The sequence below is a fragment of the Sorangium sp. So ce204 genome (assembly GCF_051526795.1).
GTDB lineage: Bacteria > Myxococcota_A > Polyangia > Polyangiales > Polyangiaceae > Sorangium > Sorangium cellulosum_B.
In genome coordinates this window covers 11687901-11708040 of the sequence record NZ_CP150317.1, presented here as the reverse complement: position 1 = coordinate 11708040, position 20140 = coordinate 11687901, and the positions used below count along the sequence as shown (strand labels likewise).

The 20140-nt window shown below is 69.9% G+C and carries 17 protein-coding genes and 2 pseudogenes; 13 read left to right on the top strand and 6 right to left on the bottom strand.

Annotated elements, in window-relative coordinates:
• Positions 1-208 precede the first annotated feature (208 nt).
• Positions 209-430, top strand: coding sequence for a heavy-metal-associated domain-containing protein (locus tag WMF22_RS44220; protein WP_437295913.1), 222 nt, complete (start codon positions 209-211; stop codon positions 428-430).
• 521 nt (positions 431-951) lie between these two features.
• Positions 952-2232, top strand: coding sequence for a cellulase family glycosylhydrolase (locus WMF22_RS44215; RefSeq protein WP_438033620.1), 1281 nt, complete (start codon positions 952-954; stop codon positions 2230-2232).
• 143 nt (positions 2233-2375) lie between these two features.
• Here the strand turns inward: WMF22_RS44215 and WMF22_RS44210 are convergent.
• Both WMF22_RS44210 and WMF22_RS44205 read right to left on the bottom strand, forming a co-directional pair.
• A pseudogene (locus WMF22_RS44210) lies at positions 2376-2567 on the bottom strand (non-canonical purine NTP pyrophosphatase); the annotation flags it as partial.
• 19 nt (positions 2568-2586) lie between these two features.
• Complete coding sequence (locus tag WMF22_RS44205; protein ID WP_438033619.1) at positions 2587-3747, bottom strand: Kelch repeat-containing protein; 1161 nt, start codon at positions 3745-3747, stop codon at positions 2587-2589.
• Positions 3748-4015: 268 nt separating this feature from the next.
• Between WMF22_RS44205 and WMF22_RS44200 the strand changes: the two genes are divergently transcribed.
• Together WMF22_RS44200 and WMF22_RS44195 are read left to right on the top strand one after the other, a co-directional pair.
• On the top strand, positions 4016-4198 hold the full coding sequence (locus WMF22_RS44200) for a hypothetical protein (protein ID WP_438033618.1): 183 nt from the start codon (positions 4016-4018) through the stop codon (positions 4196-4198).
• 26 nt (positions 4199-4224) lie between these two features.
• Positions 4225-4323: pseudogene (locus tag WMF22_RS44195) on the top strand (hypothetical protein); the annotation flags it as partial.
• A gap of 18 nt (positions 4324-4341) precedes the next feature.
• Here WMF22_RS44195 and WMF22_RS44190 read toward each other — a convergent pair.
• Positions 4342-4476, bottom strand: coding sequence for a hypothetical protein (locus WMF22_RS44190; RefSeq protein WP_437295910.1), 135 nt, complete (start codon positions 4474-4476; stop codon positions 4342-4344).
• 98 nt (positions 4477-4574) lie between these two features.
• On the opposite strand from WMF22_RS44190, the gene WMF22_RS44185 reads away from it, so the two are divergent.
• The 4 genes from WMF22_RS44185 to WMF22_RS44170 all read left to right on the top strand — a co-directional run bounded on the left by WMF22_RS44185 (position 4575) and on the right by WMF22_RS44170 (position 8688).
• Positions 4575-5018 carry a transposase gene (locus tag WMF22_RS44185; protein WP_438033617.1) on the top strand — a complete coding sequence of 148 codons (444 nt, stop codon included), beginning with the start codon at positions 4575-4577 and terminating at the stop codon, positions 5016-5018.
• The gene (locus tag WMF22_RS44180) at positions 5015-5170 is read left to right on the top strand and encodes a hypothetical protein (protein ID WP_438033616.1); all 156 of its coding nucleotides are present in this window, start codon (positions 5015-5017) and stop codon (positions 5168-5170) included. Before WMF22_RS44185 ends, WMF22_RS44180 begins: the two co-directional genes overlap by 4 nt.
• A gap of 1152 nt (positions 5171-6322) precedes the next feature.
• Positions 6323-7093 (top strand): transposase, encoded by a 771-nt coding sequence (locus tag WMF22_RS44175; RefSeq protein ID WP_438033615.1) that lies wholly within the window; start codon positions 6323-6325, stop codon positions 7091-7093.
• Positions 7094-7458: 365 nt separating this feature from the next.
• The gene (locus tag WMF22_RS44170) at positions 7459-8688 is read left to right on the top strand and encodes a poly(ethylene terephthalate) hydrolase family protein (RefSeq protein ID WP_438033614.1); all 1230 of its coding nucleotides are present in this window, start codon (positions 7459-7461) and stop codon (positions 8686-8688) included.
• Between the two features lie 25 nt (positions 8689-8713).
• Here WMF22_RS44170 and WMF22_RS44165 read toward each other — a convergent pair whose 3' ends face one another.
• The gene (locus tag WMF22_RS44165; RefSeq protein ID WP_438033613.1) at positions 8714-8890 is read right to left on the bottom strand and encodes a hypothetical protein; all 177 of its coding nucleotides are present in this window, start codon (positions 8888-8890) and stop codon (positions 8714-8716) included.
• A 406-nt stretch (positions 8891-9296) separates the two neighbouring features.
• Between WMF22_RS44165 and WMF22_RS44160 the strand changes: the two genes are divergently transcribed.
• The 3 genes from WMF22_RS44160 to WMF22_RS44150 all read left to right on the top strand — a co-directional run bounded on the left by WMF22_RS44160 (position 9297) and on the right by WMF22_RS44150 (position 10912).
• The gene (locus tag WMF22_RS44160) at positions 9297-9731 is read left to right on the top strand and encodes a hypothetical protein (RefSeq protein ID WP_438033612.1); all 435 of its coding nucleotides are present in this window, start codon (positions 9297-9299) and stop codon (positions 9729-9731) included.
• Positions 9732-10016: 285 nt separating this feature from the next.
• Positions 10017-10460 (top strand): hypothetical protein, encoded by a 444-nt coding sequence (locus tag WMF22_RS44155; protein ID WP_437295905.1) that lies wholly within the window; start codon positions 10017-10019, stop codon positions 10458-10460.
• Positions 10461-10753: 293 nt separating this feature from the next.
• Entirely contained in the window at positions 10754-10912 is a 159-nt protein-coding gene (locus tag WMF22_RS44150) for a hypothetical protein (RefSeq protein WP_438033611.1), read from the top strand.
• A gap of 416 nt (positions 10913-11328) precedes the next feature.
• Here WMF22_RS44150 and WMF22_RS44145 read toward each other — a convergent pair whose 3' ends face one another.
• The gene (locus WMF22_RS44145) at positions 11329-13251 is read right to left on the bottom strand and encodes a methionine--tRNA ligase (protein ID WP_438033610.1); all 1923 of its coding nucleotides are present in this window, start codon (positions 13249-13251) and stop codon (positions 11329-11331) included.
• 836 nt (positions 13252-14087) lie between these two features.
• On the opposite strand from WMF22_RS44145, the gene WMF22_RS44140 reads away from it, so the two are divergent.
• The gene (locus WMF22_RS44140; RefSeq protein ID WP_438033609.1) at positions 14088-15611 is read left to right on the top strand and encodes a serine/threonine-protein kinase; all 1524 of its coding nucleotides are present in this window, start codon (positions 14088-14090) and stop codon (positions 15609-15611) included.
• Positions 15612-15907: 296 nt separating this feature from the next.
• Positions 15908-17194 (top strand): Hsp70 family protein, encoded by a 1287-nt coding sequence (locus WMF22_RS44135; RefSeq protein WP_438033608.1) that lies wholly within the window; start codon positions 15908-15910, stop codon positions 17192-17194.
• 1179 nt (positions 17195-18373) lie between these two features.
• On the opposite strand, the gene WMF22_RS44130 is transcribed toward WMF22_RS44135, so the two are convergent.
• Positions 18374-19669 carry a metallophosphoesterase gene (locus WMF22_RS44130; RefSeq protein ID WP_438033607.1) on the bottom strand — a complete coding sequence of 432 codons (1296 nt, stop codon included), beginning with the start codon at positions 19667-19669 and terminating at the stop codon, positions 18374-18376.
• Positions 19670-20140: the final 471 nt, after the last annotated feature.

Here is a 20140-nt window from a genome sequence, read left to right as displayed (position 1 = left end):
CCAGGTCCTGGAGATGGCCGCGGCGGAGCCTCGGCCAGAGCGATGGCGGTCCGCGGATTGTCCTCCACGGGCCCCTTCTACCATGGGTGCGCGGCGCGAGCGCCTCACGGTCCTCCGTGGCAGGCCCGCCGCTGCTCGGGGTGTAATGAACCCCGATGGCTGCGTCTCCGAAGGTGAGCGGCCCGCGGGTCGCCGAAAGGGAGACGCCATGAAAGAGACCATGCTCCAGGTGGACGGGATGAGCTGCCCGTCCTGCGTCCGCCACATCGACAGCGCGCTTCGCGAGCTCGGCGGCGGCGTGGCCAAGGTCGACGTGCGCCTGCGCGAGGGCACCGTCGTGGTGCAGCACGATCCAGCGAGCGCGCCCGTGGACGCCCTCGTCGAGGCCGTGCGCGGGGCTGGCTACGGCGTGCGCCCGCGCGCCGCCTGAATGCACGCAGCGCCCGCGGCGCGTGACCTCACTCCTGTCGGCGCATCGCGCCACGAGATCTCCCACGCCGCGATCGGCGCTGCGGTGTAACTTTACCGATTAACTCAAGCGGGCCAGCTCACCCATGTGGCCGCCTCCGCGAGCCCCGAAGCGCGATCGTCCGCTCAAACATCGCGGATCAGCAACGCCCTTCAAGGCGCTGGACAATGAACCGATTAAGTGGTTTCCTGTCCGCTCTTCCCGCGTGCCTCGGGCCATGTCGTAGGAGTCGTTGGTGAGCCCCTGTCCGCGGTTTCTTGGTTTCTTCATTCTCGTGGGCCCGCGGACGGAATAGGTCCTCTCCTCGCCGTGGGCTCCTCCCAGGCCTGGCCATGCGGCGCGACTGGCGCGCTGCCCGCGGTGATGCGCGGCGCGCAGGGCCTGGTCGACCTGCAGAACGAGAAGGGTTCACCGTGCGGTCGCGCAGGGTCGAAGCCGGACGTCGCCAGGTCCAATCGGGGGAGAGGCAGAAGGAGATCACGATGCGCGTTCTTCACGGGTCGGTGGCTGGTTGGACCGGAGCAGCCCTCATGGCGCTGGGCCTCTCCGCGGGATGCGGAGACGGCGCGGACGACCCGCAGGGCTCGGGGCAGGAGACGACCGGAGCGGGGGGCGGCGCATCGGGCGCGGGCGGGGGCGCCACCGGAGCCACGTCCGGCGCCGACGGCACCACGTCGAGCAGCGGCGTCACGTCCGGCGCCGGCGGCGCCAGCTCGAGCAGCGGCGCGAGCGCGGGCAGCGGGGCCACGTCCGGCGCTGGCGGCGCCACCTCGAGCAGCGGCGCCACGTCCGGCGCTGGCGGCGCCACCTCGGGCGCGGGCGCCGGCGGGGGTGACCAGGAGTCGACGGGGTTCTCGGTGCGCGGCCGTTTCCTCTACGACCGCTGCGGAGAGAAGGTGCTGCTCCGGGGCGTCAACGAGATGGTCGTGTGGCTGTCGTCGGGGCCCGACGGCCTGCCGGAGTTCGCGGAGATCGCGAAGACCGGCGCCAACGCGGTGCGGATCGTCTGGCTCGCCACGGAGTCCTCGGCGGGGCTCGATCAGGCCATCACGAACGCGCTCGCGCAGAAGCTCATTCCGATCGTCGAGCTCCACGACGCCACGGGGAAATGGGATCTCCTGCCGAGCCTCGTCGACTACTGGACGAGAGCGGATGTCGTCGCCGTGATCAAGAAGCACGAGCAGAGCTTGCTCGTCAACATCGGCAACGAGGTCGGGGACGAGGTCGACAACGCGGCGTGGGAGGCGGGCTACAAGCAGGCCATCACCCGGATGCGCGGCGCCGGCATCACGGTCCCGCTCGTGATCGACGCCTCCAAGTGGGGGCAGAACATCGACCAGCTGCAGGCCGTCGGCCCTGCGCTCGTCAAGCACGACCCGAACATCCTGCTCAGCGTCCACATGTGGTGGACGGACGGCAGCGCGGCCACGATCACGAAAGAGCTGCAGGAGTCCGTGGCGCTGAACCTGCCTTTGATGGTCGGCGAGTTCGCGCAGCACGCCGTGTACGAGTGCGGCAAGCACCCGTTCGATTACAAGGCGCTCCTGGCCAGGAGCGTCGAGCTCGAGGTGGGGTGGCTCGCGTGGTCGTGGGGCGCCGTCAAGAACAGCGACTGTCAGAGCGACGGGCCGTTCGACATGACGACCAACGGGACCTTCGCGGGGCTCACCGGCTGGGGCCGCGAGGTCGCGGTGACCGACCCGAACAGCATCCAGAACACCTCGGTGCGCCCGCGCTCGATCGAGACCGGATCGTGCAGGTAATGGCGTGACGACGCGGCTTCGTCGCAGGCGGCGACGGTCACGTGAGACTCGAACACGCCTTCGAAGCCCGTGCCACGCAGCTCGGCGGCGAGCTCGAGAAAAGGCAAGAGTCGCATATTGACGACATACTTCGAGCTCCGGAGCTCGGCCAATGTGCGCTCGAAGCCGTCCGGGATCCACACAGGGTCCCAGCCGTAGCCCTGCTCGCCGCGCGGTTCCTTGGCGACGCTCCCGGAGTTTTCACCTGCGAAGAGCTCAGCCCGGCAGTCCGGCCTGTGGAGTTCAGGAAATCGTGACCAGGGCGAGGTCGGAGAATTCGCCTGAGACCGGCGTATTCGGAGCTTTTGGGGAGACTCAGCCGCCGCAGGCGAGGGGGATCGTCAATCTCCACATGTCGTTGAGCAGCACTGGCGCGAACTCCGCGGTCGCTCCCCCGAAGAGGTAGAGCTCGTAAGCCGTGGCGGTCCTCCGAGTGAAGTAGAACTGGCCGAACCTCGGGGCCGGCGCGGGTCCCGTCATCGCGGTGTCCACGCGGGTCCAGGTCCCTGTGGGGAGATCGAAGTACCAGACATCGGACAGGGTGGTACCGTCGAACTGGCTGCCCCCGAACAGCCAGATGCGGTCGTTGTGCTCATCGGCGATCAGCTTCGCGTTGTCGCGGTGGCCCGGTCCGGCGGCCTCGTCGAAGACGAGCTGATCCCAGGTCTCCGTGTCGATGTCGAACCACCAGAGGTCGCCGAGGTAGTTCTCCGGCGTGAACAGGCCGGTCCCGTTCACGGCGTCGTTCGTGTATCCCCCATAGACGAGCAGGGCGTTCCAGCCCTGGGAGTAGACGAGCGGATGGTGGGCTCGAGCGCGCGGCGCGGGTGAGCCGGTCGCGACCTGCTTCCAGCCGTTCTTGTAGCGGACCAGGTTGTGCTGGAGGCCGTCAGGGCGGTTGATGAAGGCTGGCAGCGTCGACGACGAGCCCGAGAAGGCGTACGCGACGGTCTTGTGTTTCCCCTTCTTTCGCACGGCGACCGCCTCCGTGGAGCGGTTGGCGCGCCCGATCTCGGCCGCGCTCTGCGCGATCTGCGTCCACCCGTGCACCGGATCGAACCGGAACGTGTCCTGGTGCGTGAGGTCGAGCCCGCGCCGGAAAGGACCTCTCCCGCCGGAGACGATCAGCGCGTCCTCCTCGGCGACGCACCACATCATCGACTCGGCCCTGGCGGACGGCCCGCCTGGGTACTGGCCGAGGTCGTACCAGGTCAGCGTGTCGACGTCGAAGGCGCTGAAATCGGCCACGGGCTCGTCATCCGGGTAGGTCCCGTTCAACCCACCGAAGATGTAGAAGATGCCCTGGTGATAGGCGCTCGCGCCGTCCCAGATGGCGTCGGGGATGGCGCCGCCCTGCGGAATCTCGGTCCAGTAGGGCAAATTCGACTGAGCGGCGCTCGGGCGGATACCGGCGAGCAAGAGCACGAGTGAGAAAGAAGCGATGAGCACGATCCGAAGCAGAACCCTGCATCTCATCCGAGCGACCTCCTTGATCCAGGAAACGGCGGGCGCGCGCCCGGCGCATCGCGAGCGTACAGGAGAAGTATCTCGTCGATGCATGGATAAGTGGCTGATACAGCGTCACTTTTCCGGGAGGTAGGCGGATCGCGCAAGGTTCTCCATGGTAACCAGCGCGTGCAGCGTGGCTGTACGGTGGGACGGTGATCCCGCGACTCCCTTGGCCGCGCGCGATGCGGCGGCGCAGGGGGCCCCGTGGGGCCGCACCGGGCCTGGGGAGCTCGCCGTGACCGATCCGTCGCCTCGGGCGGCCGTGGTCGCCTCGCTCGCCAGCACCCTGAGCCGCGCCGTCGCCCTCGGGGATGACGTGGCGGCCCGGGTCGTCCACGAGGCGATCGGACGGCTGCTCGGGCTGCCGGTGGCGCCGCGCGCCGAGGCGCGTGCGGCGCGGTCAAGAGCGGCGCGGTGACCGTCGTGCAACGCACGTCCGGCGACATGCGGCTCAATCCGCATCTGCACGTGGTCTTCCTCGACGGGGCTTATCACGAAGACGGCACCGAGCTCGTGTGGAACGAACTCGGTCACCTGCGAACGCGCGAGGTCGGTCAGGTCCTAGAGCACGCCGGGCGGATGCTCCATTCCCTCCGGCGGCACGGGCATCTCGACATCGAGCACGACGTCGAGGAGGACGACGAGCCCGAGGCAGCGCTCTGTGCCTCCGCCGTCTCGGGACGAGAGCCGCGCCACACGTCGTCGCCCCGCGATGGCTCCGCGGGCTCTCGCCGTCTTCTCCGAGCGCGCTCGCGTACGACAAGCCGCTGTGCGTTGCGCTCGACGGCTTCACCTTGCACGCAGCGACGCGCCCCGGTGCGCACCATGCCGCGGCGAGGGAGGCGCTGCTGCGTTACGTGCTGCGACCCCCGATCGCAAAGGAGCGCGTCGAGCCGCAGCAGGACGGCCTGGTGCGGCTCTCGCTCAAGCGCGCCTTCGCTGACGGGACTGTCGCGGTGGACATGGAGCCGCTCTCGCTCCTGTGCCGCCTCGCGGCCAGCGTCCCGCCGCCGCGCTTTCACACCGTCAAGTACGCTGGCGTGCTCGCCTCGGCAAGTCGCCCACGTTGGCGCGCAAGCGCATCGGATCGCGCCCTGCGAAGCCACAAGAGCCTACGAAGGCGGACGATGACGCCGCTCCGAAACGCAAGCGTGGCGGCTATCGACCGTGGGCCGAGATCTTGCGCCGCACATTTGCGATCGATGTCCTCGAGTGCCCAGCTTGCAAGGGGCGGATGAAGCTCGTCGCCATGGTGACCGAGCCAAGGAACATCGCCCGCTTCCTCTCCGCGGGGGACGCCGTGGGCCGCCCGAGGGCGGCGGCGCCGGCGGCGACGCGGGCCGCGCAGCCGGCGGCGCGGGCCGCGCAGCCGCCGCGCGCGCGGGGGTGAGCGGGACCGAACCAGAAATTCCCAGTCGGCTCGCAGGGTTCCTGGCCGGCTCGGGGATGCTCGCCACTGCGCTTGAAGTCGTCAACCGTGCCAGTCGGCGGCACGGGCGAGAACGATCGCCGAGCGTCTGCCGATCGGTCGGCGATGCCGAAGGCATCGGCCACGCGGTCCGAGTCAGCACAAAAATCGACGTGGAGAAGTATTCGCCCACCGATCGGTTGACGAACAGCCCGGACCACTGTGTGCTGCCTCTCCCGGAACCTGACGGCCAGCCCGCCGTGCTACGCACGGGGGAAGGAGCCCGTCGATGATGACCAGCATCGGGACGGCCTGCGCCGATTTCGGTCGACAAACGCACGATTCCGGCGGGGGCAGCGCGCGGCGCGGGTGCTGTTCGCCGACCGAACGGCGGGCTGCTCTCGTGGCCGTGGGGTGGCCGTAGCGTTGACGTGGCATTGACGTAGCAGGCGTCTCGATACCCCTCCACGGCAGCGCGCTCCGCGTGGTTTCGCGGGTCTATGCGCCCTTTCCGGCCGTTCTGGGGCGGTGTATTTGGTACGACGCCAGCGCGCTCACGCGCTCGCCGGCGTCCACCTCGACGCCCGCTGGCCGCTCCGCGGTCGGCCCCGAGCCTCGCGCTGGAGGAGCTCGGCGGCGCCGGCCACGAGCTCGCCGGCGCTGAGGTGCGGGGCTGCACGCGGGGTCGATCTCCGATGGGAGAGGTTCGGCCACCTGCTTCCTAAGAAGCTAGCCGACGAGGCTCGGCTTGTCGCGGACGACCGACGTCGGCAGACGCCGTGATCAGGGCGTCGGAACTCTCGCCTCGTCCGGTGCTCGACCTCGCGCGGCGTTGACATCGGCTGACCGGACCCTCCGCCCGATATGCATCGCATTTTACATAACATTTCGAACAGCTCCTCTCCGGTGGCTCGGACCCTGACTTTTCGCCGCCGGCTGAACTCGACCTCATCGTAAGCGCATCGAACCGCGGCCTTCGAAGCCAGAGAAGCCTGGGAAGGCGGACGACGAGCCAAGCGCTCAACGGACTGGCGCCGCCATGGCGGCGATCGGTGATCGCGCGAGCGGCTGCCTCGCCCACGCGTGAAATGACGCGACTGCAAAGCGGCACGGAATCCGCCATGGCGAGCTCCCGTGTCGAACCGGTGTGAGACAGGCGCTCGAAGCCGGAACGAGCGGGCAGAGCTGCCTATCCCGCGGCACCTCACGTCACCTGCGTATGCGCCGCGAAAGCCAGAGGACACCGTTCTCCACGTCCTTGTTCGGGATCACCTGGAAAGCTTTCTCGCTCACGCTCGCGAGACGTACGACCGAGGGTTGCCGCTGCCGGCGTCGCGACAGCGATCGGGCGCATTTCATCCAAGAGATCGCGAAGGCCCAAAAGCGTCGCGCCGGCGTGCTTTCAACGTCGAGGCGGCGGTGCGCATCGAGGGCTACGACGACGAGGGGCGCGAGCGGCTCGTCCGGTATTGCGCGCGTCCCTGCTTCGCTTTGGAGCGGCTCAGCATCCTCCGCGACGGTCGGGTGGCCTATCAGGTGAAATACCCGCGGCGAAAAGGAACGCATCGGGTGATGACGCCGATTGTGTTTTTCGCGAGGCTCGCCGCGCTGGTGCGGCCGCCGCGCCATCCGCTGGTGCGCTACCACGGTGTGCTCGCGCCGCATGCGAAGCAACGCAGCCTCGTGGATGGGCTCCTTCTGGCGACGTCGCCTCGCGTCGAATGGGCGAAGCTTTTGCGGCGGACTTACGCAGTAGATGTTCTCGCGTGCCCGCGATGCAGCGGGCGGATGCGACTCATGGCCGCGATCACGGACAAGGCGACGGCGAGGAAGATCTTGAGCCACCTCGGTCTGGTCGCCGAGCCGCTGGAGTGCCGCGCGCGGTACTCGGCGGACCCCGCGTGACGAAACTGAAAGGGGAGGGACGCTGCTCGACGACGTGGCCGGGGGGGGAGGTCTGCCCTGAGGTGCGTGCGCCGGCCATCACGACGCGCCGCGAACCGCGACGGCGGCCGTCTGGACGAGCTCAGTAGTGTACAGCTATACGGTAGGATGCCTTCCGCTTGGTGCGACGTCGCGGTAATCGCAGGCGTTTCACGAGTGGAAGGCCTGTCTGATCGCATAAGGCCCGTTCTGTCGATAAGCTCGTACAGTCGGACTGCACGAGTCAGGAACGGCTCCGAGAATCTTGACTTTGCGGAACGCGTTTGCTTGTCCTATCCGCCAAAGCGCTTGACGACGCTGAGCGGCTGGGCGAGGACAGAGTCACCATGAGGCGTTGGCTACTGGCTTTGGGCGTGTGCGTTTCCACCGCGGCGTGTGGTAACGGATCGAATGGGGACGCTGCCGCGAGCGGGGGCGCGGTTGGCACGGACAGCGGTGGGACGGGCAGCGGGGGCACGGCCTCCGGTGGTGCGACGGGCTCTGGGGGAACGGCCGAAAGCGGCGGCGCATCCAGCGGCGGCGCATCCAGCGGCGGCGCATCCAGCGGCGGCGCATCCAGTGGTGGGGCTGGCGGCTCGGCGTCGGGCGGCTCGAGTGGGGCCACGGGTGGCGCGGCTTCGGGCGGGCAATCGGGCAGCGGCGGCCAAGGAAATGCCGGAAGCGGCGGCACGACCGGTAGCGGCGGCACGACCGGTAGCTGCGTCGGCGACCCGTTCCCCACGGCCGATCCTACCAAGACGGGCCCCTTCTCGGTCACCGCAGACAAGAACGTCGGCCCCCTCGCCGGCGTCGTTCCCGATCCGATCTATGGGGACGAGCAACAGCGCTTTCACGTGTACCGCCCGAGCAATATCGCAACCAGCGGCCACTGCCATCCGATCCTGATCTGGGCCAATGGCTACCGGGACAATCCGGAGCAGAACCCGCCGAAATGCGTCGTCAACGCCGGCAGCAATCAGTGGTGCGGACAATACGGACCGATCGTCAACCATCTCGCGTCCCACGGTTTCGTCGTGGTGGCTTCTCTCAGCACCGCGACCGCCGAAGGCGATCCTCTTCCCACGACCGCGGGCCTCGATTGGATCTTGGAACAAGCCGAGGATGCGAGCAGCCCGTACTATCACGCCCTCGACACCACGAAGATCGGCCAGCTTGGCCATTCCTATGGGGGCATGTCGACTTGCAAGACGGCCTCCGATCCCCGTTTCTCGGCCCTCGGCACGATTTGCGGCACCAGTGCCCTCAAGGGAGTGCACACCCCCATGTTGTTCTTCTGCGGGGGGAACGACTCCACGGTGAAATGCAGCGGGGTCCACGATGTCTTCAAGACGGTCACCGATCAGCCCGCGTTTTTCCTCAACGAGCTCAACGCGGATCACGGTAGCTGGGTCTATCAGGGCGCAAATGGCGTGTCCCTGTCGTCGGCCGCGGCCTGGTTCCGCGTTCATTTGATGGATGACACAGCGAACAGGAACTTCTTCTACGGCGACAACTGCAAGTTCTGCACCGATGGCCGCGTGCAAGCAGAGCAGAACGCCCTGATGAAGGTCCCCTGAGCGACGGGGCCGATCTGGCTAGGCTTCACTGACTCACGAACGTCGTCACGCTCATGGCTTCGAGGGCCATCGGGAGCGTGGCGTCCGTTACGGTGACGGGAGTTCCTTCGGCCCAGTTCTTCGAAGCGGCGGTCACGAAGGGGACCATCGCGCTTGGCGCGGTGCCGCCTGCGAAGGCGAGGGGAACGGTGTTGAGAGTCAAACTGGTTGATGCTCTCTCGCTCGGCCTGGCTGATGGCCATCGCGACAGTGAGCGGGCCTCGGTCACAGGCGTGATGGTCGGCCCATCGCGTCCTGAGTGTGCCGGGGTGCTCGGGCGCGTCAAGGGTTCCCTCGCAGGGCTCGGCGGCTGCGCCGCCCTTGACGCGCCTCGCTCCTGTGCCGCCTCGCGGCCAGCGTCCCGCCGCCGCGCTTTCACACCGTCAAGTACGCTGGCGTGCTCGCCTCGGCAAGTCGCCCACGTTGGCGCGCAAGCGCATCGGACCGCGCCCTGCGAAGCCACAAGAGCCTACGAAGGCGGACGATGACGCCGCTCCGAAACGCAAGCGTGGCGGCTATCGACCGTGGGCCGAGATCTTGCGCCGCACATTTGCGATAGATGTCCTCGAGTGCCCAGCTTGCAAGGGGCGGATGAAGCTCGTCGCCATGGTCAGGCGGGCGCCGACTTCTTCCGCGACGTGTTCGCCCGGCCGCACACTGTCAGCCCCGACCGCTTGGAGCAGGCGAACGTCCCGGTCGCCATCGACGAGGTGGAGTCCCTCAAGCGGTTCACCGATCTGGCGGGACGGGAGGTGGAACTCCACGTGATCGAGACCGAGCACGCGCAGGGGATGGTGGTCGTGTACCTGCCCGCGGAGAAGCTCCTCTTCAACGCCGACCTCTTCAGCCCTGGGGGCCCGATCAACGAGAAGTCGGCCGGCGAGCTCTACGACGCGATCACCCGCCTGAAGCTGGACGTCGAGCGGATCGTCGGGGCGCACGGCGCCGGCGCCGCGGGCCGGGTCGCGACCCTGGCAGCGCTGAAGGAAGCGGCGAAGCGCTGAGACGACGAGGCCGAGCACGAACGAGCCGGCCTCGGGCGGCCGCCGATGCGAGCGCCAGCGCGGCAGACGCGTGGGCCGGGCAGCGCCGCGGCTCACGCGTTCGGCTCCTCCTGTCCGCCCCGTGGGCCCGCGGCTCACGGCCGGAAGACCCGACAGCGATCACCGCACGATTTCAGCGAGTTGTGCCAGAGCGTGACAGCCATGCCACACGCAAGAGCTGGAGTGCCCGGGCTTTTTTTCGGCGGCCCTCATCTTGCAATGCCGTTGCGCAGAGAAGGGTGAATTATGAAACTCTCAGCAAGGCTCTTGGCCGGTGTGGTCCTGTCAGCGCAGATGTTCTCCTGTACCGTGGATGGGGACGGTGGCGAATGCGTCAGCCCCACGCAGAACCTCGACACGGCGTATGCGCCAGGCGCGGTCGGCTGCGCCTGCACCGACGCGGACGAGGACGTGTGCGTCGATGACAGCACCGGGCGCGGGGTCGCCCTCGTCTGCAACGACGGGCGCTGGGACGCCGTCGAGGATGGCCCGTGCGCGCCTCTCCCTCCCGTGTGCTTCAGCCCCACGCAGAACCTCGAGAGGGCGTACGATCTCGGCGCGGTCGGCTGTGCCTGCGCCGACACGGACGAGGACGTCTGCGTCAAGGATAGTCACGGAAGAGCTGTCGCCCTCGTCTGCGAGGGCGGAGCCTGGCTCGCCGTCCTGGATGGCCCGTGCGGCGGCCGCTGAGGGACTGCTCGATACCAGCGCAGGGCGCGCTCTCGCCGATCGCCGCGTCGCCCCCTGGACGCGCCCCGCGCGCGTCCGCTGGAGGCCGCCGCGGGGGATTGCCCCTTATATACGCCCTGTACGTACTCGGTGAGCATCTTGATCTCGGCCTCTTGCTCGCGGCTCGCCCAGTGCACGAGATCGCCGATCGAGATCATGCCGACCACCCGCCCGCCCTGATGTGCGCGAGGCACGTGGGCGCGTTGCTCGTGAGCATCGACTCGTCCCCGAGCGGCATCCTCAGCGAACGGGACGTGATGAAGCTCGTCGCCATGGTGACCGAGCCAAGGAACATCGCCCGCTTCCTCTCCGCGCTCGGCGAACCGACCGATGTTCCAGCACGCTCTCCCAGCGCCGACGCGGCGGCCGCCGTACTGGAAGAGCACCGTTCTGCGCCGCAAGGCGCCCGGTGACGCCGCATAGCGTCTCGCGACGCGCCTCCCGGGCCAGACCAACGCCCGGACGGACACGTGTGCCCACGGCACGCCGATGCGCCCCGTAGCGCGCTCGGCGCCGCCCGGACCACGCTCACGACGCTCGCGGTCCCACCCTTTCGGTTTGCTGCGCTACACTGCTTCGCGCTGCGATCCGGCTTCTTTTACCTACGCGCTGATCGAGCGCCGGCACCGGCGGCCCACCCTGTTCCTGCCGCCGCAGACTGTGGAGTGAACGCGGCCCCGTTGACGACGCGGCGACGGAGGGCGCCCCGTTGGGCCACATCGGAGCCGCCCTGGGCGGGGAGACAGGCGGAAACCATGAAAATCGCTACTGTTTCCGGCGACCGCTCGTCATCGACCGATGTTTCTGGCGGGATTTCTGACACGCGGAGCTATTCCTCCGGCACCGGCGGGAAGTAGACCTGCTTGGGACCGATGGCGTGCCCGGCGGGGATGGGGGTGCCGAGCTCCTCGAGGCGGAAGACCTCCGGCGGGAGCCGGAGCGATTCCCGCAGCCGATCCATCGTGGTCGGGACGAAGGGGTAGAGCATGATCATCAGGTTCTTGAGCACGTAGAACGAGGAGAAGAGGGCGTCGCGGCGGCCCTCCTCCGGGTGCCGGTCGTCGTGCGGCTTGAACTGCGCGAAGAGGCTGTTGATGACGCGCGCGTAGTTCTCGATCTCGAAGAGCAGCGTCGGGTAGTCGGCGCGATCCATCGCGCGCACGTAGCGCTGGACGATGCGGAGGGTGTCCGAGGCGACCTTGTCGAGCAGCGCGCCGTGGGGCACGCGCCCGTCGAACTTCGAGTGCGCCGCGGAGATCGGCCGCTCGAACGCCGCGTTGAGCGGCCCGGCGAGGAACCGGTTGCGCTCGTCGAGCTTCTCGAAATCGAAGTTCGACGGCTTCTCCGCGAGGCCGAGCAGCGCCAGGTAATAACGGATCTGGTCCGCTGAATACCCCTTCTCGTCGAGGAGCTGATCGGCGGTGAAGAAGTTTCCGCGCGACTTGCTCATCTTGTCGCCCCCGACGAGCAGGTGGAAGCACCCGAGGACGTCGGTGAGCTGCAGCTCGCCGGGCGCCGGCATCCGGCGCGGATCGGGCTGCGTACCGAGCCACATCGCGCCCTGCATGAGCACGTAGAAGAAGACGTTATCCTGGCCGAGGAACTGGTAGATCCTGGCCTCCGGATCACACCAGAAGTCCACGTACCGGGCCGGATCGACGCCTCTTCGGGCGAGCGCGACCTGCGAGAAGGCGATGGGCGCGATCAGCGAGTCGGGCCAGACATAGAGCGTCTTGCCGCAGAGCTCCGGATCGAGATCCACCGGCAAGGAGAGCCCCCAGGCGACGTCGCGGGTGATGGCGCGATGAGCCCAGTCCTCGACGGGCTCGCTGGGGACGCCATGGCGCGAGAGGGCGGCGCGCGCCTCCTCCATCTCCGGCTTGCTGCCGAGCTGCAGCAGGACCTTGCGATCCTGCGTGAACTTCGCCTTGTGCTTCGGCAGCGACGCCTTGATCTCCTTGTAGGTCGGGGCGAGGTCGGCCTCGAAGCGGAGCGACGGCATCACGGTGTTCAGCACGTCCGCGAGCACCGCCGGGCGCCACGCGCCCTGCTTGCCCTGGATCCAGCCCCGGAGCGTCTCGGACACGGCCCACATGTCGAGCCACCAGTGCGCTGTGTCGCGCATCACCGGCGTGGTGTCGCTGAGCGCGCTGCGCGGACTGCCGAGCTGTGAGGGCGCGTGCTGGTGACCGCAGCGGTCGCACTCGTCGCTGTACGCGTCTGCGTTGTCGCACTTCGGGTTGGGGCAGCGCCCGCGCACGAAGCGGTCGGGGAGGAAGCACTGGAGCTCCGGATCGAACCACTGGCTGCTCGTGCGCTTCTCCAGGAGGCCGTTCTCGTGAAGGCGCCGGAGGAAGCCGTGCGCGAGCTCCTGCTGAATCGGGAGGCACTCCGGCCGCGAGGTCCCCGAGTAGACGTCGAGATCGATGTCATACCGCCGGAGGCTCGCGCGCTGCTTCTCGTGGACGCCGTCGATGAACTCGCGTATCGACACCCCGGCCTGCCGCGCCGCGATCTGGCTGGCGGAGCCGTGATCATCGGTGCCGCAGACGAAGAGGACGTTCTCGCGGCCGATCAAAAGGCCTAGCCACCGCGCGTGGATGTCCGCAGGGACGTGCGCCCCCGCGAGGTGCCCAAGGTGCAACATCCCGTTGGCGTAGGGCATGCCTGCGGTGACGACCGCCCGCCTGGGCCTGCGGACCTGGCGAAGGACCGAGGCGACGTCGGTCGGGGCGCCGTGATAAGATGCCATCGAAGCTCGCTATACCCCAGCGGGCCCATCAGCACAACGCTCGCGCCAGGCTTCCTTCGTCGCGTCCGTCGCGTCCGTCACGTCATGCGCGCGGTGAAGCCGCACCTGCAGAGGGCTCGGGCCTTGCCTGAGCTCCGAGGTGGCCTGGTCCTGAAGCATCCCCTCGAATAGTCCGGGAGAATTCACAGGGAGACGGGGAGGCGGGGAGAAGAAGAATAAAATCCCATCAATCTCCCCGTCTCCCCGTCTCCCCGCCTCCCTGTTCAATATTTCTCTAAAAAATGCCGACGAGATGAAGGATCTGTCAGGTCCTGCTCGATACCCGTACTCCGTGCCGCGATTCCCCTCCTTGCCCGCTCGAACGGACGTCGTGAGGTTACGTGTCCACCGGTGTCCGCCATCCAGAGTGCCCCCAGGAGGACAGGAGGGAGGCCACTGAAGACTTCCACCTTCACGGCGATCAGGTTCCCTCGGATGACGCGCAGATCGCGGCGCGTGTCGTGTGCTCCTCCGGCGTTCGCTCGCTGGTCCGGGACCACCCGCCCATCGGCGCAGCCAGCGAAGGCGACAGCTCCCCACGGGTGGGCATCGACGCGACGAGGCCCGGCCAGGTGGGCCTCCAGGCCATGCCCATGTGACACCGGGACGCGCCGCCGCCAGGCCGCCGGCGGGCCTCTCCGGCGTCGCCCTGCGTCAGCCTCGGGGGGGCCGATCCGTCGCGCCCGGAACCCGCTTCTCGTCTAGACTCGCCGTCGATGGCCGACCTAGCCAGGCAAGCCGCCCCGGACCAGGCACGGCAGCAGGTACCCCCGGAGAGGCCCACCCGACGCTGTCCCGTGTGCGGCGTCCGGTACCCGCTCGACTTCCTCGTCTGCCCCATCGACGCGACGGCACTGGAGCTCCAGGGCGTGACCGCGACCGACCCGATGGTCGGCGAGCTGCTCGCGGGCAGCTTCTGCATCACCGGCGTGATCGGCGCGGGCGGCATGGGCCGCGTCTACGTCGCCGAGCACATCCGCCTGCCGAAGCGCTTCGCTGTCAAGGTGCCGCACGAGCACTTCGCCAGCCACCGGGAGGCGATGGCGCGCTTCGAGCGCGAGGCGCAGACGATCGCGCGCGTCGGCAACGAGCACGTGATCGACGTCGTCGACGTCGTCCGCCTCAAGGACGGGCGCCCGTGCATGGTGACCGAGCTGCTCAAGGGCGAGGACCTCGGCGGCCTCCTCGACCAGGTCGGCAAGCTGCCGCTCCCCACCGCCATCACGATCTCGCGCCAGGTCTGCCGCGGCCTGGCCGCGGCCCACGCGACCGGCGTCGTCCACCGCGATCTCAAGCCGTCGAACCTGTTCCTCATGCGGCGCGAAGGGGGCAGCGTCCACGTGAAGATCCTCGATTTCGGGGTCGCCAAGGTGCTCGACGGCGCCGACCTCACGCGCACCGGCTCGGTGGTCGGCACGCCCCAGTACATGGCGCCGGAGCAGGCGCGCGGCTCGGCCGACGTCGACTCGCGCGCGGACATCTACGCGGTCGGCGCCGTGCTGTACCGCATGCTGACCGGCGAGCGGCCCTTCCCCGAGGAGGAGCCGACGCGGACCATGCTCCGCCTGCTCACCGAGGACCCCCGGCGCCCGCGCGACATCGACAAGACCATCCCCGAGGGGCTCGAGGCGCTGATCCAGCGCGCCATGGCCCGGGCGCGCGAGGACCGGCCGCCGTCCGCCCAGGAGCTCGATCGCCTGCTCGCGGACTTCGATCTGCAGGATCCGCTCGCGCCTTCCCGCGCGCTCGGCGTGGGCGTCGCGGCGACCGAGGGCGCCCCGAACGACGAGCGGGCCACGGTCGTCATCCCGAACGCCCAGGGCCAGAGCGCGGACGACGTGACGCGCAAGGCGCGGCGCGCTCGCCCCGTCGCGTCGCTGCTGTCCATCGCCGTGAGCCTCGCCGCGGGCGCGGCCGTCTTCACCAGCGCCGCGATGGTCCTCCGCAGGGTCTACGGCGTCACCGAGCGGCGGGCGCTCAGCCAGAGCGAGGTCCTCCTCGCCGCGGGCGCCGCGGGAGCGCTGGCCTTCATCGCCCTCGTCGCCACCCTCCGGGTCCTCGTCGGCCGCTGGCGGAGCGCGCCGGCCATGGAGCGCCTCGGCCACGGCCTCCTGGGCGCGCTCGTGTGGCTGTTCGTCTCGTGCGGCGTCCTCGCGCTCGGCGCCGCCGCCTACAACGCGTTCGCGCTGCCGATCCCCACCCTGGGCCTCGACCCGGCCGAGTGGCTCGGCTGGATCGACGTCGGCGTGATCGCCGTGCCGACCCTGATCGCGCTCGTCGCGCTCACCGTGGCGCTGCGGCGCGTGACCCGCGTGTCGTAGAGCGGCGGTCACCCGCTTCGGATACGGGCCCATCTCGTCGTTTTCGGTGCTCAGCGCACAGGAGTGCGCTTCCGCGCCGAAAACGCCGATCTGGGCCCGTCTCCTGTGCGGGAGACCGCCGCTCTGCGTCGCGGGTACCAAAGGGGTGGCAACCGCTCCAGAAGCGGGCAGGTCGGCAAATTCTGCTCATCCCGCGAGCCCGTCACCATTCTCTCATGCATTCGATAGCTTGTAAATAGGTGGCTCTCTCGGCCAGATCCGCGTGCCCGCGAAGCACCCCACGAGGAGGCGAGCTCATGTCCGCACGATTCAGGCCCGAGGTGTATGCCGTCGATTTCGGTACCTCCAACTCGCTGCTCTCGGCGGCCAGCGCGGAGGCGACCTGCCCGCCCATCCCGCTCGACGCCGCGGCGGCCGATCCGACCGTCCTCCGGAGCCTCCTGTTCTTCGGGCAGGAGCGGTTCTCCTGCGGCGCGGCGGCGATCAGCGACTTCGTCGCGAACGGCATGCAGGGCCGCTTCATCCGCTCGATCAAGAAATACCTGCCCGATCGCAGCTTCTCCGGCACGCAGATCGGGCACCGGGTCGTGACCATCGAGGACCTGATCGGCCGCTTCCTCCGGGAGATGCGCGAGCAGGCGAACCGCCACTTCGACGCCGACGTCGCGCGCGTCGTGCTGGGCAGGCCGGCGAAGTTCTCGGCCGAGCCGGCCGACGATCGGCTCGCCGAGGAGCGCCTCGAGCGGGCGGCGCGCATCGCGGGCTTCCGCGAGGTCTCGTTCTGCCCCGAGCCGGTCGCCGCCGCGCACGACTTCCACCTGGAGCTCGACCGCGGGGCCGTCGTCCTCGTCGCCGATTTCGGCGGCGGCACGTCCGATTACACGATCGTCCGGATGCGGCCGGAGGGGTTCTCCCCGTCCGACGTGCTGTCGCTCGGCGGCGTCTCGGTCGCGGGGGACGCGCTCGACGGCAGCCTCATGCGCCACAAGATCGCCCGCCACTTCGGCGCGGAGGTCACCTACCGCGTCCCGCTCGGCTCGAACCAGCTGACCATGCCGCGATCCATCGCCGAGAAGCTCTGCTCACCGGCCGACATGACGGTGCTCCAGCACCGCGACGTCCTCGCCTTCCTCCGCGACGTGAAGGCGTGGTCCCTCGGGCCGGAGGATCGGCAGCGCATGGACCACCTGCTCTGCCTCGTGGAGGACTCGCTGGCGTTCCGGCTCTTCGAGGAGATCGAGCGCAGCAAGTGCGCGCTGTCCGGCGAGGCGGCCACGGAGTTCCGCTTCGATTACCCGTCGATGCACATCCGCGAGCGCATCACCCGGGAGGAGTTCGAGGCCGGGAGCGAGCGGCAGATCGACGCCGTCCTCGGCGCGCTCGACCGGACGGTGGCGGACGCGGGCCTGTCGTTCGACGGCATCGACGTCGTGTGCTGCACGGGCGGGACCGCGAGGGTGCCGGCGCTCCGGCGCGGCATCGAGCGGCGCTTCGGCGAGGGCAAGGTGAGGCAGCTGCGGAGCTTCCACTCCGTCGTCCAGGGGCTGGCCGAGCGCGCGCGCAGCATCGCCGCCGCGGCCTGATGAGCGGGCGCCGGCCCCGCCGGGCGGCGCGGCGGCGTCCGCGGGCGGCGCGTCCCCGTCCGTGGGAGGCGCGGCAGCGTCCGCGGGCGGCGCGGCGCCGCCGTCGAGCCAGCGGGGATCACCCTCGACGACCCACGGGTACGCCTCGTGGAGCGCGCGTTCCATCAGGCCGCCGTAGGTGTGGCCGGCGCCCACGGCGTGGACGACGCGCGCCGTGACGCCGCCGCGCTCGAGCACCTCCCGCGTCTTGCGCGCCTGCGCCGCGCAGTCGGCCCGCCCGCACGCGAGCAGCACCCGCGCCCCGCCGCCCCCGCGAAAGCGCCGGGCGGCGCCGGGCGTCCACTCGTCGAAGCTGCCGTATCCACCCTCGATCAGCGCCGCCCGCGCGAAGCGGGCGGGATGCCCGGGCAGGAGCAGCGCGCCCATGATCGCCCCCTGCGAGTACCCCGCATAGATCGGGTCGCGGAGATCCACCCGATCCCCGAAGCGCGCCGACAGCGCCGAGACCGCCGCGGCGACCTCGCGGCTCAGCGCGTGATGGTCCGGGTAGTAGAAGATCCGCCCGGCGTCCGGCGCCCGGACGTCGATCGGCTTGCCGCGCGGGCAGAGCACGAAGCCGGCCCCCCTCACGATCCCGCGCCAGATGTCGCAGTGCCATTCGGGCCGATCACCCGCGCCGTGCGCGACGACGAGCAGGGGCCGCGGCCCCTTGCCTCGCGGCGTCACGACCACCGCGGGGCCGAAGTCCGGGACCTCGAGCGCGATGAGCTCGGGCTCGTCCGCGGCCGGCGGAGGCTCCGGCGCAGGCGGAGGCGCGCTCTCCAACCCGCGCCCGCGCTCCTGCTCGGCGGCGGGCGGATCGCTGCGGCCGACACGGCCGAGAGGCGCGGCGAGCGGCGCTCGCGCGCACCCCTCGGCGCCGATCGCGAGCGCGATCCCGAGGAGGAGCGCCCGCCGGGGGCGCGGGGCGGTCAGCGCGTGTCGACGTGCCGCACGTGTTGCGCTCATCGCACATCGGAGGGTGGACACCCTCAGCACGGGAATCAAGAACCGGAGAACACGCCACTCCCGGAGACCCGCGAGCGCCCGGGCGATCGCGGCGGCTCTCCGCGGCTCGACGCCGGGCTCGACCGTCCGCTCGCCATGCGAGCTCGACGGGGACGGCGTCGGGTGGTGACGTCAGGCGGCGACGAGGACGATGCGGCTCACCTCGGGCGGCGCTCCGACGCGAGCGGGCGGCCCGGCGGTGCCGAAGCCGCGGTTGATGTAGAGATGCGAACCGCCACGCTGGTAGAGCCCGGCGACGTAGCCGTGGGGGAGCAGCAGATCGGCGGGCCGCACGAGGAGGTTGATCTGGCCTCCGTGGGTGTGGCCGCTGAGCTGCAAGGCCACCTCTCCGGCCGCGTCCGGGAAGAACACGGGGTTGTGGCAGAGCAGCACGCGCGGCAGATCGCGGGGCACGTCCGCGATCGCCCGGCCGAGGTCCGGACCGCCGCCGGGGACCCGCCCTCGCGCCCACACGTCGTCGACGCCGAGCAGCGCGAAGGCGCCGCCGGGCCCACCCACGACGCACCCGCGGTTGCTCAGCACCCGGGCGCCGCCGCGCTCCAGCGCGCCCAGCGCCGCGTCGATGCCGGCGAAGTGGTCGTGGTTGCCCGGGATCGCCGCGACGCCATGCCGGGCGAGCGGGCCGAGCCTCCGCGTGAGGCGCCCGAGGTGATCGGCGTACCTCGGATCGAAATCGACGAGATCACCCGTCATCACGACGAGATCGCCGCGGGCCTCGCGCACGAGATCCTCGGCGGCGCGCATCTCCGGCTCGCCGACGAACAGCCCGAGGTGGATGTCGGACAGCTGCACGATGGTGAACCCGTCCAGGCTCCGCGGCAGGCCCGGTATCGGGATGGCGACCTCTTCGATGGTGTAGTCGTGTCGCCCGAGCAGCGCGCCATACACAGCGCTGCCGCCGCCGATGAGGAAGGCGGAGCCAGCGGCCCCGGTCGCGAGGAAGTCGCGGCGGGCGATCGCCGGCCGCTCGACCGGCGGCGGGAGCGGCAGGGCCGCGGGGCCGCCGTCCTCCTGCGCTCCTTGCTCCGCGGGGTGGGGCGCCGTGTCGGCGGCGCGGGCGTCCCCGCCGTCCGCGGGCGCGGCCGCCGTCGCGCGCCCGAGCGCGGCGCGCCCGAGCCGCGCGATCAGCCGACCGAGGTCCACGACGGCGAGCAGGACCGCGGAGATCAAGACGCCCAGCGAGAGCGTGCTCCCGCCGAGCCCCATCCCGCGGAGCACGCCGTCGGGCAGCGCGCCGCGCCCGAACCGCGCGGAGACCATGGCGATGATGCCGGCGGCCAGCAGGCACGCCAGCGCGCGCCGGGCGCGCACACCGAGGCCGAGCAGCGTGGAGGCGCGCCGGTGCACGTACAGGCCCAGGACGCCGAGGACGAGGGCGAGGATCAGCGAGAAGACCGCGAAGCGCATGGGCAGCTCTGCACGAAGGGGGACGGAAGCCTAACCGATCGGCGACGGTCGGCCAGAAAGCCCTCCGTGACGGCCTGATGGCGGCAACGCGCCGCGACGGCGCCCCGCGACACGCGCCCGACGCGGCTCGGGATCTCGCCCGCTGTCACGCCATGCATCTCGGCCGGGGGAAGGTCCGGGCGCGCGACGCCGGCGAGCGGCGCACTCCGCACCTCGACATCGGACGCGCCATGGCGCTGTGCGTCGCCACCTCGCATGACGCCAGGCGCGGAGCTCCGAGCAGAAGCCCCGGTGTGTGTCATCGCTCGGAGAGGCGAAGTTTGTCGCCACTGACAAGCTTGGAAATAGAACTGAAACCCTTCTATTCGTCTGCCGTGTCACATCCGGACCCAGCCGTGCTTCAACCCAAGCTGTGGAGTCGTGGTGATTGCGCGTTGCGTTGAATGGACGGCGTACGCCCCCGTAACCCGT

What these genes read in the sequence shown, in the direction of transcription:
- WMF22_RS44205 (WP_438033619.1), bottom strand. Translation starts at nt 3,747, where the DNA reads ATGAGATGCAGGGTTCTGCTTCGGATCGTGCTCATCGCTTCTTTCTCA.
- WMF22_RS44220 (WP_437295913.1), top strand. Translation starts at nt 209, where the DNA reads ATGAAAGAGACCATGCTCCAGGTGGACGGGATGAGCTGCCCGTCCTGC.
- WMF22_RS44145 (WP_438033610.1), bottom strand. Translation starts at nt 13,251, where the DNA reads ATGGCATCTTATCACGGCGCCCCGACCGACGTCGCCTCGGTCCTTCGC.
- WMF22_RS44170 (WP_438033614.1), top strand. Translation starts at nt 7,459, where the DNA reads ATGAGGCGTTGGCTACTGGCTTTGGGCGTGTGCGTTTCCACCGCGGCG.
- WMF22_RS44215 (WP_438033620.1), top strand. Translation starts at nt 952, where the DNA reads ATGCGCGTTCTTCACGGGTCGGTGGCTGGTTGGACCGGAGCAGCCCTC.
- WMF22_RS44135 (WP_438033608.1), top strand. Translation starts at nt 15,908, where the DNA reads ATGTCCGCACGATTCAGGCCCGAGGTGTATGCCGTCGATTTCGGTACC.
- WMF22_RS44180 (WP_438033616.1), top strand. Translation starts at nt 5,015, where the DNA reads ATGAAGCTCGTCGCCATGGTGACCGAGCCAAGGAACATCGCCCGCTTC.
- WMF22_RS44130 (WP_438033607.1), bottom strand. Translation starts at nt 19,669, where the DNA reads ATGCGCTTCGCGGTCTTCTCGCTGATCCTCGCCCTCGTCCTCGGCGTC.
- WMF22_RS44155 (WP_437295905.1), top strand. Translation starts at nt 10,017, where the DNA reads ATGAAACTCTCAGCAAGGCTCTTGGCCGGTGTGGTCCTGTCAGCGCAG.